Annotated in this window: 11 protein-coding genes, 25 tRNA genes and 1 riboswitch; of the genes, 6 read left to right on the top strand and 30 right to left on the bottom strand. The window is 39.6% G+C overall.

Translation table 11 applies throughout. The features are described 5' to 3' along the window. Positions 1-18: 18 nt before the first annotated feature. Positions 19-1,299, bottom strand: coding sequence for a PTS sugar transporter subunit IIC (locus I567_RS00190; protein WP_016250241.1), 1,281 nt, complete (start codon positions 1,297-1,299; stop codon positions 19-21). A gap of 231 nt (positions 1,300-1,530) precedes the next feature. Here I567_RS00190 and I567_RS00185 point away from each other — a divergent pair, with 231 nt between their 5' ends. The 4 genes from I567_RS00185 (at position 1,531) to I567_RS12225 (ending at position 5,683) form a co-directional block, all read left to right on the top strand. Continuing rightward, positions 1,531-2,418, top strand: a complete 888-nt coding sequence (locus I567_RS00185) for an alpha/beta hydrolase (RefSeq protein ID WP_016250240.1) — start codon at positions 1,531-1,533, stop codon at positions 2,416-2,418. 9 nt (positions 2,419-2,427) lie between these two features. Continuing rightward, positions 2,428-3,339: an ROK family protein gene (locus I567_RS00180; RefSeq protein ID WP_016250239.1), complete on the top strand. Its 912-nt coding sequence runs from the start codon at positions 2,428-2,430 to the stop codon at positions 3,337-3,339. After that, entirely contained in the window at positions 3,336-4,199 is an 864-nt protein-coding gene (locus I567_RS00175; protein WP_016250238.1) for a helix-turn-helix domain-containing protein, read from the top strand. Before I567_RS00180 ends, I567_RS00175 begins: the two co-directional genes overlap by 4 nt. A gap of 63 nt (positions 4,200-4,262) precedes the next feature. Continuing rightward, a protein-coding gene (locus I567_RS12225; protein WP_111736128.1) for an IS3 family transposase occupies positions 4,263-5,683 on the top strand; the annotation gives its coding sequence in 2 pieces (ribosomal slippage) (positions 4,263-4,830 and positions 4,830-5,683; 1,422 coding nt in all). Between the two features lie 418 nt (positions 5,684-6,101). Here the strand turns inward: I567_RS12225 and metK are convergent. After that, a complete protein-coding gene (metK, locus tag I567_RS00155) occupies positions 6,102-7,292 on the bottom strand; it encodes a methionine adenosyltransferase (protein ID WP_016250235.1) in 1,191 nt (396 codons plus the stop codon). Continuing rightward, positions 7,290-7,370: riboswitch (SMK box riboswitch) on the bottom strand. (Overlaps the previous gene by 3 nt.) Positions 7,371-7,521: 151 nt before the next feature. Next, positions 7,522-9,027: a flavocytochrome c gene (locus tag I567_RS00150; protein WP_016250234.1), complete on the bottom strand. Its 1,506-nt coding sequence runs from the start codon at positions 9,025-9,027 to the stop codon at positions 7,522-7,524. 159 nt (positions 9,028-9,186) lie between these two features. Between I567_RS00150 and I567_RS00145 the strand changes: the two genes are divergently transcribed. Both I567_RS00145 and I567_RS00140 read left to right on the top strand, forming a co-directional pair. After that, positions 9,187-10,707, top strand: coding sequence for a Spo0B domain-containing protein (locus tag I567_RS00145; RefSeq protein WP_016250233.1), 1,521 nt, complete (start codon positions 9,187-9,189; stop codon positions 10,705-10,707). Then, complete coding sequence (locus tag I567_RS00140; protein WP_016250232.1) at positions 10,704-11,408, top strand: response regulator; 705 nt, start codon at positions 10,704-10,706, stop codon at positions 11,406-11,408. The genes I567_RS00145 and I567_RS00140 overlap by 4 nt, the downstream gene beginning before the upstream one ends. 35 nt (positions 11,409-11,443) lie before the next feature. On the opposite strand, the gene I567_RS00135 is transcribed toward I567_RS00140, so the two are convergent. The 27 genes from I567_RS00135 to I567_RS00005 all read right to left on the bottom strand — a co-directional run bounded on the left by I567_RS00135 (position 11,444) and on the right by I567_RS00005 (position 14,409). Continuing rightward, positions 11,444-11,761, bottom strand: a complete 318-nt coding sequence (locus tag I567_RS00135) for a hypothetical protein (protein WP_016250231.1) — start codon at positions 11,759-11,761, stop codon at positions 11,444-11,446. A 23-nt stretch (positions 11,762-11,784) separates the two neighbouring features. Further along, entirely contained in the window at positions 11,785-11,982 is a 198-nt protein-coding gene (locus I567_RS00130) for a hypothetical protein (protein WP_016250230.1), read from the bottom strand. Positions 11,983-12,242: 260 nt separating this feature from the next. Then, positions 12,243-12,314: transfer RNA gene (locus I567_RS00125), tRNA-Glu, on the bottom strand. A 9-nt stretch (positions 12,315-12,323) separates the two neighbouring features. Further along, positions 12,324-12,411 (bottom strand) — tRNA-Ser (locus tag I567_RS00120). 32 nt (positions 12,412-12,443) lie between these two features. Next, a tRNA-Ile gene (locus tag I567_RS00115) sits at positions 12,444-12,517 on the bottom strand. Positions 12,518-12,530: 13 nt separating this feature from the next. Further along, positions 12,531-12,601 (bottom strand) — tRNA-Gly (locus tag I567_RS00110). Between the two features lies 1 nt (position 12,602). After that, positions 12,603-12,678, bottom strand: a tRNA-Asp gene (locus tag I567_RS00105). Positions 12,679-12,693: 15 nt separating this feature from the next. Further along, positions 12,694-12,767 (bottom strand) — tRNA-Met (locus tag I567_RS00100). Between the two features lie 10 nt (positions 12,768-12,777). Further along, positions 12,778-12,867, bottom strand: a tRNA-Ser gene (locus I567_RS00095). Between the two features lie 8 nt (positions 12,868-12,875). Beyond that, positions 12,876-12,947 (bottom strand) — tRNA-Glu (locus I567_RS00090). Positions 12,948-12,955: 8 nt separating this feature from the next. Continuing rightward, a tRNA-Ile gene (locus I567_RS00085) sits at positions 12,956-13,029 on the bottom strand. Positions 13,030-13,043: 14 nt separating this feature from the next. Continuing rightward, a tRNA-Gly gene (locus I567_RS00080) sits at positions 13,044-13,114 on the bottom strand. Positions 13,115-13,117: 3 nt separating this feature from the next. Then, positions 13,118-13,190: transfer RNA gene (locus tag I567_RS00075), tRNA-Phe, on the bottom strand. Between the two features lie 3 nt (positions 13,191-13,193). Next, positions 13,194-13,266, bottom strand: a tRNA-Asp gene (locus I567_RS00070). A 17-nt stretch (positions 13,267-13,283) separates the two neighbouring features. Next, a tRNA-Met gene (locus I567_RS00065) sits at positions 13,284-13,357 on the bottom strand. 10 nt (positions 13,358-13,367) lie between these two features. Beyond that, positions 13,368-13,457 (bottom strand) — tRNA-Ser (locus I567_RS00060). A 21-nt stretch (positions 13,458-13,478) separates the two neighbouring features. Further along, a tRNA-Ile gene (locus I567_RS00055) sits at positions 13,479-13,552 on the bottom strand. An 11-nt stretch (positions 13,553-13,563) separates the two neighbouring features. Continuing rightward, positions 13,564-13,637, bottom strand: a tRNA-Met gene (locus tag I567_RS00050). Between the two features lie 21 nt (positions 13,638-13,658). Next, positions 13,659-13,731 (bottom strand) — tRNA-Ala (locus I567_RS00045). A 12-nt stretch (positions 13,732-13,743) separates the two neighbouring features. Further along, positions 13,744-13,817: transfer RNA gene (locus I567_RS00040), tRNA-Pro, on the bottom strand. An 11-nt stretch (positions 13,818-13,828) separates the two neighbouring features. Further along, positions 13,829-13,902, bottom strand: a tRNA-Arg gene (locus I567_RS00035). A gap of 11 nt (positions 13,903-13,913) precedes the next feature. After that, positions 13,914-13,999: transfer RNA gene (locus tag I567_RS00030), tRNA-Leu, on the bottom strand. Between the two features lie 10 nt (positions 14,000-14,009). Beyond that, a tRNA-Gly gene (locus I567_RS00025) sits at positions 14,010-14,081 on the bottom strand. Positions 14,082-14,086: 5 nt separating this feature from the next. Next, positions 14,087-14,159: transfer RNA gene (locus I567_RS00020), tRNA-Thr, on the bottom strand. 8 nt (positions 14,160-14,167) lie between these two features. Continuing rightward, positions 14,168-14,249: transfer RNA gene (locus tag I567_RS00015), tRNA-Leu, on the bottom strand. A gap of 11 nt (positions 14,250-14,260) precedes the next feature. Then, positions 14,261-14,333: transfer RNA gene (locus I567_RS00010), tRNA-Lys, on the bottom strand. A gap of 3 nt (positions 14,334-14,336) precedes the next feature. Beyond that, positions 14,337-14,409: transfer RNA gene (locus I567_RS00005), tRNA-Val, on the bottom strand. Between the last annotated feature and the right edge of the window lie 33 nt (positions 14,410-14,442).

The following is a 14,442-nucleotide window of genomic DNA, read 5'->3' as shown; positions in this document are numbered from 1 at the left end:
GTTATACACTCTCTTTCGCTAAATATTTGCTTTTTCTTCTAACAAAGCATTCTTATCATCAATCATAAAAAATGGTAAGTAAATCAAAAAATCTACAAGTAAACAAACCAACCAAACAATAAGTAAACCTACGCCACCGATAAAGAAGGCTGATACAAATGCAGGTGTAACCCATGGCATTGAGATTGTTGGATTTATTGTTATTGGAATGATTTTTGATAAAATAATACCAATTGTACCATTTAATATTGGTGTTAAAATCATCGGAACAAAATAGATAGGATTTAGCATAATTGGAAAACCAAAAATGACTGGTTCATTAATGTTAAAAAGATTAGCAGGGACAACCAATTTACGCATAGATTTATATTTTTCAGATTTTGAAAATATAGTCGCAACGCATAAACCTAACGTACTGCCTGCTCCACCAACTTGAATACATGAAGATATGACTACAAAAGTAAAGAATGGTAAAGCTTTTCCTGATACAAATGCTTCAGTATTAGCAACACCTGCAGCCATTAAAATAGGCATGTAAGGCATTAAAATCGTGTTAGGATGAATACCAAAGAACCAAATTAAATTAATTAGCGTAAAAACGATAATCAATGAAATTGGTGATGTCCCTAAGTGAGTAATTGGCTTACCAATAAACGTAGCTATCAATGTATACAAATTACCATACGAAGTAAGCGTGCAAACATATTTAATAACAAATAGAATCGAGAAAATAATCATTGATACGAAAGTTGGCGTTAATGATTTACTGACCATAGGAGGAACAGAATCAGGCAACTTTAATTTCAAATTTTTACTCATTAAGAAACAATATAGTTGTGGGATTAAAAGTCCTAGAATAATTGCAATAAAAATGCCATCGCTACCCATGTATTTTGTTTCTAGTGCCGTAATTTCAGCTCCATTGACTTTTGCATGTTGAATTGGTATTAATACAAGAAATGCTGCAGTCGAAATAAGTGCACCAATTACACCATTTTCTCCTTCATTTTTTGTAAAACAATAGCCAATCGCCCCTACTACATAAATAGCAAGTAAGGATAAAGTCAAACTAACAATATCTTGACTGACTTGATATATACCAACTTGTTTCAAAAAGTTCAACCAAGCCGTTATTGGCAAATTTGACAATACCGCAATCACTGCTACACCTAATGTAATCGGCATGGTGTACATAAAGCCTTCTGTTAACGCCTTAATATATCTACTACTCGATACCCTTGCAGCAATCGGCCCAACTATTTTTTCTAAGGTTGCTTGAAAACGATCAAAAAACTTCATTGTATTTTCCTCCAATATTTTTGTTTTCAAATTAAGTATACACCGAAAGAAAGCGGATACAATGCATTTCATTATCCAATAAGTGGCGAATATTGACATTTTGGAAAATCTAACTATCGTCATAATGTCAATTATTTTCCTATTAGCTATCAATAATTGACTAGAAATATTTTGGATATTGTTTATAATTTAATATATAAAACGCTTTCTAGAATTAAAGGAGGATTTTAAATGTCAATAAATATCATAAAAGAAATTGAACAAATGCGCGTTGCTTGTAAGCAAAATGATGACAAACGGGATGCGAATCTACCACTAGAAATCCCTGAAGTCACCCGTATCGATGACCTTAGTTATGGACCTGATCCAAAGTGGCATTTGCTGGATTTATATTTACCAAAAAATGTGCAAAAAAATATTCCCGTCATTGTACATATTCATGGTGGCGGCTGGGTTTACGGCACCAAAGAAACTTACCAATTTTACGGCATGTCTTTAGCCAAAGAAGGATTTGCTTTTGTGAATTTTACCTATCATTTAGGACCAGATGTTGCTTTCCCGGGTATTTTAGCGGATGTCGATTTGGTCATGCACTGGCTTTGTGAACATGCTAACCAGTATCATTTGGATTTAAACAACGTCTTCTTAGCTGGAGATAGTGCGGGTGGGCAAATGGTCGAACAATACTTAGCTATTTTAACCAATGAAAATTATCGTCAACACTTTAACTTCGAACTTCCTGATTTAACGATTCGTGCCGCCGCCTTAAACTGTGGGGCTTACTTTATTCACCTTCCAGGCAATCTACAAGGTGCGGTCACTGGCTACTTTACCAAAGAAGCTCAAGAAAAATACCGAGAAGTGCTCAATGTCGAAAAATACCTCACTAAAAATTTGCCGCCACTATTTATTATGAGCAGCAACAAAGATTTTCTTTATGAACAAGCCATTCGTTTAGATGGTTACTTGATGGCCAAAGAAATTAAACATGAATTGCATATTTATGGCGATGAAAAGCACCCACGCGGTCATGTCTTTCACTGTAATATCAAGGATTCCATCGCTCAACAATGTAATTTAGACGAAATTAACTTTTTCAAAAAATATTTAGCAAACTAGGTGAAACAAATGGAACAATATCTCATTATCGACGTCGGTGGTACCAATATCAAAAGTGCACTGATGCAAAAAGACGGTACAATCAAAAGTAAAAAACAACTTTCTACAGCCAAGAACTTAGACGACTTTAAAGAACAAATTCTTTCATTAGTGGCAGAAGTAGCTGAAAAAATCCAGGGAGTCGCCTTCAGTATTCCAGGAAAAGTCGATCCTCATAGCGCAGTCGTCTATCACGGTGGCGCACTTCCTTTCATCGATGGTCTTGACTTAAAGCAACTCGTTCACACCAAGGCACCAGATGTAGCAGTCAGCGCCGAAAATGATGGTAAAGCTGGGGCCTTAGGTGAATTTTGGCAAGGCAGTCTGCAAGGTCATCCGAATAGCGCAATTATCACTTTGGGCACAGGTGTCGGTGGCGGCTTAATTTTAAACGGGCAAATTTTCCGTGGTAATCATTTCCAAGCAGGTGAATTAAGTTTTCTATATGGTGGGAAATTGGAAGATAAACCGATTTTATATGGCTTACGGGGTTCGGCAGTGAAGATGATTCATGATATTGGGAAGGCTTTAAATTTTGAAAATCCTGGAGATGGCAAGGTTGCCTTTCAAGCGATTATGCAAAAAGAGGAACAAGCTGTAACAATCTTTGAAAATTACTGTCGCGATATTGCGATTTTGATTTTGGATATGCATGCAATGCTCGATTTAACTCACTATGCGATTGGCGGTGGCATTAGCGCGCAACCCATTTTAATCGAGGAAATTAACCGTCAATATGACTTGTTGGCTGATAGTATCCTAGACCGAGGGATTAAAATCGTGAAATTATCCTTGCAACGTCCGCAAATCATCGCCGCAACACTAGGCAATGACGCGAACTTGTATGGGGCTTTATACGGGTTGGTGAATACAGAGAAATGAATATGGACTCCGAACATGAATTAGTTCAACCGGTTAAGTTTTTGCCGATTTGGTATGAATTATTCAACGAACAACCACGCAACCAACTCCCGGCAATTATACCTTCCCATTGGCATCGTGGTATTGAATTAAGTTATACGTATTCAGGAACAATAGATGAATTTGTGATCAACAAAGAAGTATTTTCCACACAACCTAAAACGATACTAGTCATTAACTCAAGAGAAATCCATAGTATAAAAACGACTGCTAATGGAAGTGCATTATCTATTATCTTTCCTTATAATTATGTAAAAAATCTATACCCTAATATTGACTCTTTTGAACTTCAATTGAACAAACCTGAATTATTTACAGATATCCAACACAATCAGTACCAGCAAATTCAAGTATTGTGTCAGGAATTTTTTACACTTGCAAACGAAAAAAAAGAATACTATCAATTTGATTTATATATTTTAGTTTTACAAATATTAAAAAAGCTTGTTCAGTATTTTAGAGTTCCCAAACAAGCCCTGTCACAACAATCGATTTTTATTCTTAATCGTTTGCAAAAAATTACTGATTATCTCGAAGAAAACTATCAACAATCGATTTCTTTAGATGAATTGGCCATGTATATGCATCTTTCAAAGGAATATTTATCACGATTTTTCAAACAACATATGCAATTAACAATCGGAGAATATTTGCGAAATATCCGTATCCAATCTGCCTATACTGCGATTGTGAACTCATCTGAAACCTTAACAAACATAGCCTTCGCGAATGGTTTTAGCGGATTACGTTCAATGAATCGAGCACTTGAAAGTAGATATGCAATGACAGCTAGTGATATACGTGCAAAAAAAGGAAAGTAGGCGAACTGTACCGACCCCCAAAAGTTAGACCATAAAATCTAACAATTGGAGGTCGGTATTTTTATGTCCAAATATTCTTATGAGTTTAAAAAGCAAGTTGTAAATGCTTATCTTAATGGCGAAGGTGGTTATACTTATCTTGCAAATAAGTTCGGCATTCCATCTGATAATAAAGTTAAACTATGGGTGGATAATTACAATGCATTTGGTGATGAAGGATTAAAACGTTCTAGAAAAAAAGATTTTTATTCTTTTGAAAAGAAGCTTTCTATAGTAGAGTTATATTTATCAAGTGAAATCTCATATCAAGATTTAGCTCTGCAAGAAGGAATTACTAATCCAAGTATGATCACAAATTGGGTGAGTCGCTTTCGTGCAGCTGGTCCTGATGCCCTAAGACCACGCAAGAAGGGACGAAAGAAAACATTGAATACAACTAATGGCAATACACAAAACAAACCAGTTGAAGAATCTTCTGTTGATACAAGTGCAGAACACGTAAAAGAGCTAGAAGATGAACTTCTTAAATTGAGAATTGAGAATGCCTTTTTAAAAGAACTGAGGAGGCTGCGTTTAGAGGACGAGGAAAAAATGAGAGAACGGCACTCGTCATCAACAGTCTCCGACGAGAATTCAAACTAAAAGACCTTCTCTCTTATACAGGCATGCCTAAAGCAACATATATGTATTGGCAAAAACGATTTGATAGAGAAAATCCTGACAAAGAACTTGAAGAAAAAATCCAAGAAATCCGTAAGAATAATAAGGATTACGGATATCGTAGAATACATGGAGAGCTTCATAATCAGGGATATCTCATCAACAAAAAGAAGGTTCAGCGAATAGTTCAAAAACTTGGCTTGCAGGTGACATCCTACACACGCAAAAGTAGGAAATATAGTTCCTATAAGGGCAGGATTGGTACCATTGCACCCAACAGAATTCGCAGACGCTTTAATACGCACATACCTCATCAAAAAATCACAACGGATACGACTGAATTTAAGTATTATGAAGTTGATGTCAAAGGACATATGACAATGCATAAGCTGTATTTAGATCCATTTATGGATATGTGTAATGGAGAAATACTAAGTTACAGCATCGATAAGAAACCTTCAGCAAAGAATGTAATGAATGCCTTGGATAAAGCCATTGAAATCACTTCAGACTGCCCTTATAGACGAACATTCCATTCTGACCAAGGTTGGGCATACCAGATGAAGGCATACTCTCACAGGCTAAAAGAAGAACGAATATTTCAAAGCATGTCTCGAAAGGGCAACTGTCTAGATAATTCCGTAATGGAGAATTTCTTCGGTCTGCTTAAGCAAGAGATATACTATGGCGTTATTTACTATAGCTATGAGGAATTAAAAATGGAAATAGAACGATTTATAAAGTATTATAATGAACAACGAATAAAAGAAAAGTTAGGATGGATGAGTCCTGTTCAATATAGGCTCCATCTTTTAGCTGCATAATGAAAACGAGACGACCGGAGTCGTCTCGTAAAAAAGTCTAACTTTTGGGGGTCACCTCAAACTGCTTACTTTCCCTTTTTAGAGTTTATTCTTTTTTTCAAATCTTGCACCATCTGTTGATAAGTAATCAGATGTAGCTGTTGTTCCTGAGCAAATTTTTGGGCCTCCTTTGTATACCCTGATTTTGAAAATATAAAATAAGTGCGATTCTTATGCGAGAATAAATCTTCACCTTTTTGGATTAAGACACTTAACACAGCGGCATCTACTGGGGTATTGCGCCATTTACATTAAATCAAATTTACTGAAGTATCATTCACTAACTTATCATTCAGTAAAAATTCATTTACTAAAAAAGACACCCGCTCCTTTCTTGGGCTAAACCAAAAAAGAAAAGGATGTCTGTTTAAATGTTTGATTAAGCTTTGACACTTGCTAATAGTGCATCTACTTTATCCGTATGTTCCCATGGTAAATCGACATCGGTACGACCGAAATGACCATAAGCTGCGGTTTGACGATAAATTGGACGGCGTAAATCTAGCATTTCGATAATCCCTGCTGGACGTAAATCAAAGTTTTCACGCACAGCCGCAATTAACTTATCATTTGGCACTACCCCTGTACCAAATGTATTGATTGAAATAGAAACGGGTTGGGCTACCCCAATCGCATAGGCAAGTTGCACTTCACATTTCTTCGCTAATTTCGCTGCGACAATATTTTTGGCAATGTAACGTGCGGCATAACTTGCGGAGCGGTCCACCTTCGTCGCGTCTTTACCAGAAAAGGCACCCCCACCATGACGGGCATAACCACCATAAGTATCCACAATAATCTTACGGCCAGTTAAACCAGCATCGCCTTGAGGACCTCCGATAACAAAGCGGCCAGTTGGGTTGATATAAAATTTTGTTTGCTCATCTAAAAGTTCACTTGGAATTTCTGCTTTGATGACTTTTTCAATCACGTCTTGATGAATCGTTGCATTATCCACAGCTTCATCATGTTGCGTACTAATAACCACTGTATCAACACGTAATGGTTGCTCATTTTCATCATATTCAACAGTGACTTGTGATTTCGCATCAGGACGTAAATAGCTTAATTCCCCTGATTTACGCAAAACAGCCAAACGACGAACTAAGCGGTGACTTAAAGCAATTGGTAAAGGCATCAATTCAGGTGTTTCATCTACCGCAAAACCAAACATCAAGCCTTGGTCGCCGGCACCTGTTTCGTCTTTGTCATCTTTTTTCTCTTCTCTTGCTTCTAACGCCGTATTCACACCTTGAGCGATATCTGGTGACTGCTCATCAATCGCTACTAAAACGGCTACTGTATCTCCATCAAATCCAAATTTTGCACGCGTATAGCCAATTTCATTAATCGTTTTGCGCACGACTTTTTGAATATCCACATATGCTGTTGTTGAAATTTCACCAAAAACTAAGACTAGCCCAGTGGTTACAGAAGTTTCACAAGCAACACGCGCCATTGGATCCTTTTCTAAAATTGCATCTAAAATCGCATCACTAATTTGGTCCGCGACTTTATCCGGATGTCCTTCAGAAACAGACTCTGAAGTAAATAAATGTTTTTCTACCATGAAGTATTCCCCCTAAAATTATTCGGTTACAAGGCATCTTCGCAAAGAGGCGAATCCTTTCGGGAACTTGCAACGAATAGTATTATAGCAGATTTACCCTAAAAGGAAAGCACTTTTTTCAAATTGTAATCAAACTGTGATAGATGGAAATAATCACTGATAACAGGAAAAGACCAAGCAAACCTAATTATCTGCTTGGTCTTTTTTGCAATGAAAATGAAGTTTATGATTATTGCGCTTTGACGAATGCTGCGGCTTGTTGTCCAGCTTGACGACCGAAAATCACGATATCTGCTACTGAGTTACCGCCGATTCGGTTATCACCATGTAAACCACCTACTAATTCACCAGCCACATATAATCCTTTAATTGGTTGGTTATCTTTGTTTAACACTTCAGTATTGGTGTTAATCTTCACCCCACCCATTGAGTAGTGGACACCTGGGGCAATTTGAATGGCATAGTAATTAGGTGTAGATAAAGTATGCTCCATCGCTGTTGTACGGTTAAATTCACTATCTTGTTTGCTTTCAACCGCCTTATTCCAATTTGCAACAGCTTTTTCTAAGTTGGCTTTTGGTACTTTGATCGTTTTCGCTAAATCAGCCACCGTCTTGCCTTCTTTGACATAACCTTGTTTGGCATAGAATTCAATCGCAGTTGCTCGGCTTCTTACACCTTGGTCAAAGATAAGATAAGCACGTTTTTTCGGTAAGGCATTGATTGCAGCCGAAACTTTATCACGCGTATCCATTTCATTAACGAAACGATTTCCTTCATCATCAACTAAAATCGCACCTTCACCACGTACTGCTTCTCCAATTAAAATTCCTTTTTCTTGGTTAACAGTTGGGTGGATTTGCACTTTATCCATATCAATGATTTGACCGCCAAGTTTTTCGACTAAAGCAATCCCATCACCCGTTGTACCTTTAGAGTTGGTTGTCACATAATCTTTCAAATCAGGACGATATTTCGCTAAAATCTCTTTACTTGCACCATAACCACCTGTCGTCACGATTACGGCTTTAGCTTTGATATTTTTTGCTTTTTCGCCTTGAATTTGAACTTTCACACCATCAACCACACCATTGTCCGTATGAATGTCTTTTACATCCGCATTCACAAAGATTGGAATTTTACGTTCAGCGACATTGCGTTCCAAACCTTTCACTAGATACCCGCCGATTGCTGAACCATCTGTTGGGCGGTGCGTACGTTTCACACTCATTCCACCAGTAATTGTTAAGTTATCTAATTTGATGCCATTTTGGTCTAACCAATCAATGGCTTCAGCAGAATGGTCAACAAAATAACGCAATAATTCTTTATCGTTTGTACCTTTCCCACCTTTTAGCGTTTCTTCATAAAAGGCATCTGTCGTATCGTTAATTCCTTGGGCTTTTTGGAATTTTGAACCAGCCGCATTCATTCCACTTGATGATTTGGATGTGTTTCCGCCTGCAACCGGCATTTTTTCAAAGATAACTGGATTTAAACCAGCATCTTTGGCTTCAATCGCTGCGGTCATTCCTGCACCACCAGCTCCGACAATAATCACATCATAGCTATCCTTTAATTCCTTTGGATCGGTATAGCCGTTTTTAGAAGCACTCGATGTTACTTGTGAGCTTTGTGTTGTAGTGCTCTTTGTTTGCGTGCTTTTTCCTGAGTTACATGCTGTTAAAAGTAAGGCTGAACATGCTAATAAGCTAATTGAAAGCCACTTTTTCATTGAAATTTCCCCCTTCATCTTTTTGCGCTATCTTTCACAAATATCTCGACAGCAAAACTATCCTTAGTTTAACGGTTACAAGTATATTCGGAAAGTTTTTTTAATTAATTTAAGTACGTTGCTGCTTATGTTATACTAATGAGGAAATGGGAGGTAAACATGAAGAAAGGAATTCGCTTATTTACGCTTTTATCACTGACTTTTATCGGGGTGATTCTAGTTTTAGCTACGAGTTTTTATCTATTTTTAATGCGCGATGTCACCAAGCAAACTCAAACGCAACAAATCGACAATCTCACTACGCTTGGTCACGAACTCGCTAAACAAGAGGATATCATTTCAGCCTTAGAACAAAAACAAGCCCCACTACCTTTGCAGCGAAAATTGTTACAAATCACGAAAAATCACCATCTGGATTTCATTGTTTTGATGGATAATCATAGTATTCGCCTCACGCACCCTAATCCAGATAAAATTGGGCAAAGTTTTGAAGGAGGCGACGAAAAGCAAGCCTTGCAAGGAAAAGTTACGCATTCTATCAGCAAGGGTTCTCTGGGGCGTTCGTTACGGGTCTTTGTGCCTGTGAAGCATCAAGGTAAGCAAATTGGCGTTGTCGCACTGGGCATCAAGTTGGTTAGTTTAAAGCAAATGGTTCGCCAAACACTATATGATTATCAATGGAGTCTTTTACTGAGTCTATTAATTGGTCTAGGGGTGGCATTTGGACTGGCCTATCATCTCAAGGGACAGCTACATAATCTTGAGCCTAAAGAAATTGCCCGCCTTTTAGAAGAACGCAACGCCATGATTAATGAAACCAAAGATATAGTCTTAGTTCTTGATTTGAATCAAAATATTTTACTAGCCAATCATCAGGCTGAACATTTAGCGCAACAACTCGGATTATTCAATCAAAGTTTAGTCGGACATCCCTGGACTGATTTGATTCAAGAGTCCACGCAACTTGATTTTCATAAACGTCAAGAACAATATTATCAGCAAAACGGACAAGCTTACTTTGTTTCGATTGCACCAATTGAAGTGAAAGGTAAGTTGGTCGGACATTTGGTTGTACTAAAAAATGCGACCGAAACCCTATTTTTGGCACATCAACTGCAATCGACGCAGCAATTTGCAAAAACCTTGCAAACCCATACCCATGATTATCTCAACCAGATGCATATTTTATACGGGTTAACAGAATTGGGCGAATATGAGCAATTGAAAGATTTTCTAGCACAACAATTAGACATGACTCAGGCTTTCAGTGAAAAAGTCAGTCTACTCATTAAAAATCCGATATTAGCAAGCTTTTTAGTATATTGGCAGCAACAACTTCTTGAAGCTAAAGTTGCGAGTGAGTTTGATATCTTGGGGGAGATTATAGCATTTACCGACAGTCAAACCATGATGAATCTCTTAAAAATTTATCACTACCCACAGCAAATCTTCAGTCAAAATTACCCTGAGAAGTTAGCAGTACAATTACAAGAGGACGCACAAAATCTCATACTTACCTTAATGATTCAAGCTAGTGCGCAAAAGCTTGAAGATTATCAAAACAAATTAAGTGAAGCATTTTTCAAACAAATCCTAAATGAAGAACACACCCAGATGCAATTACACCGCGTAGATGCTCATTTGAAGATTCAATTTATAACAGAAAAGAGGATTATATGAAGATACTGATGATTGAAGATGAGCCCTTGATTCAACGCATTCATCAAGGCTATTTACAAAAAATCGACGCGACGTTTCAAATAGTGGTCGGCAAAGACTTAGATGAAGCACGGCAATTTTTAAAGAGCAATGCGATTGACCTGATTTTACTGGATATTCATCTAAATGGGGCGCATGGATTAGATTTGCTTAGTGAAATCGATGGGCTCACAAAGGTTCCAGATGTGATTATTATTAGTGCAGCAACTCAGAGCCAATTCGCCCAACAAGCCTTGCAAGCTGGCGTGATTGATTATCTAATTAAACCCTTTACCTTCGAACGATTCCAGCAAGCAATCCAGAAGTGGCAACAAAAACGAAGCATGCTCCAACAAGAATTCATCGACCAAGCTAGTCTAGATGCGCTTTTTCAGCCTACAGTGACAAATAATCCCACCATTGAAATTGAGAAAGGCTTGAGCAAAGATACCTTAATCCAGATACTCAATCATCTAAAAAATCGCCAAACAAGCTTTACTATTCAGGAACTAGCTACTGAATTGTCACTTTCCCATGTCTCGATTCGTAAATATATCCAATTTCTCGAGCAACATCAAATCCTGACCAGCGAAACTATCTATCTCAAAGTTGGACGCCCTTATCAACGCTATCACTTGCAAGAAAGTCAAATTCCCACTTTTCTCAACAAACTAGAAACTTAAAAGAGCACGCTAGATTTAGACTAACGTGCTCTTTGTTAGATGATTACCGGGCCATATAAGTGTAGATTAGGTTTAACCACTTCCTCATGCCATTTTCTAAAGGCTAACCAATCTTGCTTTTCCTCATCTGATAATTGTAAGGTCGATAACCCAATCAATAGGCTTGCTTGTTGATAAAAGCGTTCAAAGGAAATATAGTAGCGATTATCTACTTTTTCTTGTTGCTTCACTTGTTTTAAACAATCCTTCAAACTTTCAGCAAACTTGATTTCATCACTTGTCTGCAACAAACGATGACTAAAAGCTTTTTGCAATTCTTCAAGATAACGAATCCCCAATTTCATTTCAGACATTTCATTGCCCCATTTCTATTTCATTACCAACAGCTAGGTAATAGAAAACTAATCCCTAGCAAGAACATTAAAACCACAAACATCAAACCCTGAGGAATCCCCAATGGTAAGGCTATGGCTACTTCTTGTTTTTGGCCATTCTTTTCCAGACAAATTGCTTTTGACACGAAATAAGCTTCATAGATTCCAAGGGACAATAAGATATATGCAAAAATACGCATAACACTCACTTCTTTCATTTTCTCTTAGCTAAAGTATAACACACTTCGTATCAAATTTCCTTCAGTCCCCAGATGGATTTTCTTTCTTATTGAATTTTCTACCATAGGATTCAGCCGTTTTAAATCTGTAATCACATTCCTAGGATTACGCTCACAGCCATACTCATCTCATCTTCGAGACAATATTTCCACCCGATATAAAACGTTTACATTATTAAGAATAAAAAAATAGAAGTGATATAGCCATCACTTCCAACGCATGATCCGTACGGGATTCGAACCCGTGTTACCGCCGTGAAAGGGCGGTGTCTTAACCACTTGACCAACGGACCAATATATTACGGAGAAGGAGGGATTTGAACCCTCGCGCCAGTTTCCCGACCTACACCCTTAGCAGGGGCGCCTCTTCAGCCACTTGAGTACTTCCCCAATACCAATTATGTATGGTAATTGATATAAAATGGGCCTAAATGGACTCGAACCATCGACCTCACGCTTATCAGGCGTGCGCTCTAACCAGCTGAGCTATAGGCCCATAATAAAACTAAAGCGGGTGACGAGAATCGAACTCGCGACAACAGCTTGGAAGGCTGTAGTTTTACCACTAAACTACACCCGCATGGCGGTCCCGACGGGATTTGAACCCGCGATCTCCTGCGTGACAGGCAGGCATGTTAACCCCTACACCACGGAACCCTCATTTAGTTTTAATTGCGGGAGCAGGATTTGAACCTACGACCTTCGGGTTATGAGCCCGACGAGCTACCAGACTGCTCCATCCCGCGATAATGTTAAAGGAGGATAAGGGATTCGAACCCTTGCACGGTTTTACCCGCCTGACGGTTTTCAAGACCGTTCCCTTCAGCCGGACTTGGGTAATCCTCCAAAAAATATGATCCGTACGGGATTCGAACCCGTGTTACCGCCGTGAAAGGGCGGTGTCTTAACCACTTGACCAACGGACCAAGAAAAATGGGCCTAAATGGACTCGAACCATCGACCTCACGCTTATCAGGCGTGCGCTCTAACCAGCTGAGCTATAGGCCCATAATAAAAACTAAAGCGGGTGACGAGAATCGAACTCGCGACAACAGCTTGGAAGGCTGTAGTTTTACCACTAAACTACACCCGCAAATGGCGCGGGACAGAATCGAACTGCCGACACATGGAGCTTCAATCCATTGCTCTACCAACTGAGCTACCGAGCCATACGGTCCCGACGGGATTTGAACCCGCGATCTCCTGCGTGACAGGCAGGCATGTTAACCCCTACACCACGGAACCCTAATTTTAGTTTTTAATTGCGGGAGCAGGATTTGAACCTACGACCTTCGGGTTATGAGCCCGACGAGCTACCAGACTGCTCCATCCCGCGATAATATGAAAGGAGGATAAGGGATTCGAACCCTTGCACGGTTTTACCCGCCTGACGGTTTTCAAGACCGTTCCCTTCAGCCGGACTTGGGTAATCCTCCGAAACTGTACAATGTCACCAATGGACCTTGTAGGACTCGAACCTACGACCGGACGGTTATGAGCCGTCTGCTCTAACCAACTGAGCTAAAGGTCCAGGCTCTTAAATCGCGGCGAAGGGGATCGAACCCCCGACCTCCCGGGTATGAACCGGACGCTCTAGCCAGCTGAGCTACACCGCGATATTCATTTTTTCAAATGAATGGAGCCTAGCGGGATCGAACCGCTGACCTCCTGCGTGCAAAGCAGGCGCTCTCCCAGCTGAGCTAAGGCCCCTTATATTCATTATCGGGAAGACAGGATTCGAACCTGCGACCCCTTGGTCCCAAACCAAGTGCTCTACCAAGCTGAGCTACTTCCCGTTATTTATTTACGCGCCCAAGAGGAGTCGAACCCCTAACCTTTTGATCCGTAGTCAAACACTCTATCCAATTGAGCTATGGGCGCATTACTAAGAATGCCGAGGACCGGAATCGAACCGGTACGGTGATCACTCACCGCAGGATTTTAAGTCCTGTGCGTCTGCCAGTTCCGCCACCCCGGCATAATAGTAAAGCGGAAAACGGGTTTCGAACCCGCGACCCCCACCTTGGCAAGGTGGTGCTCTACCACTGAGCTATTTCCGCGTAAATGCCGGCTAAAGGACTTGAACCCTCGACCCTCTGATTACAAATCAGATGCTCTACCAACTGAGCTAAGCCGGCTAAAGTTATGCGGGTGAAGGGACTTGAACCCCCACGCCGTTAGGCGCTAGATCCTAAATCTAGTGCGTCTGCCAATTCCGCCACACCCGCAAATATGAGTATGAGTCGTACAGGGCTCGAACCTGTGACCCTCTGATTAAAAGTCAGATGCTCTACCAACTGAGCTAACGACTCATATGGAGGTTAACGGGATCGAACCGCTGACCCTCTGCTTGTAAGGCAGATGCTCTCCCAGCTGAGCTAAACCTCCATTATAGCGTGGCGACGTCCTACCCTCACAGGG

Origin of the sequence: Enterococcus cecorum DSM 20682 = ATCC 43198 (genome assembly GCF_000407565.1) — a bacterium.
Lineage (GTDB): Bacteria > Bacillota > Bacilli > Lactobacillales > Enterococcaceae > Enterococcus_E > Enterococcus_E cecorum.
The sequence above is the reverse complement of the archived record's forward strand: the minus strand, read 5'-3'. Positions and strand labels throughout refer to the sequence as shown.

Coding starts and splice junctions, on each gene's coding strand:
- I567_RS00190 (WP_016250241.1), bottom strand. CDS start 1,299: ATGAAGTTTTTTGATCGTTTTCAAGCAACCTTAGAAAAAATAGTTGGG.
- I567_RS00185 (WP_016250240.1), top strand. CDS start 1,531: ATGTCAATAAATATCATAAAAGAAATTGAACAAATGCGCGTTGCTTGT.
- I567_RS00180 (WP_016250239.1), top strand. CDS start 2,428: ATGGAACAATATCTCATTATCGACGTCGGTGGTACCAATATCAAAAGT.
- I567_RS00175 (WP_016250238.1), top strand. CDS start 3,336: ATGAATATGGACTCCGAACATGAATTAGTTCAACCGGTTAAGTTTTTG.
- metK (WP_016250235.1), bottom strand. CDS start 7,292: ATGGTAGAAAAACATTTATTTACTTCAGAGTCTGTTTCTGAAGGACAT.
- I567_RS00150 (WP_016250234.1), bottom strand. CDS start 9,027: ATGAAAAAGTGGCTTTCAATTAGCTTATTAGCATGTTCAGCCTTACTT.
- I567_RS00145 (WP_016250233.1), top strand. CDS start 9,187: ATGAAGAAAGGAATTCGCTTATTTACGCTTTTATCACTGACTTTTATC.
- I567_RS00140 (WP_016250232.1), top strand. CDS start 10,704: ATGAAGATACTGATGATTGAAGATGAGCCCTTGATTCAACGCATTCAT.
- I567_RS00135 (WP_016250231.1), bottom strand. CDS start 11,761: ATGTCTGAAATGAAATTGGGGATTCGTTATCTTGAAGAATTGCAAAAA.
- I567_RS00130 (WP_016250230.1), bottom strand. CDS start 11,982: ATGCGTATTTTTGCATATATCTTATTGTCCCTTGGAATCTATGAAGCT.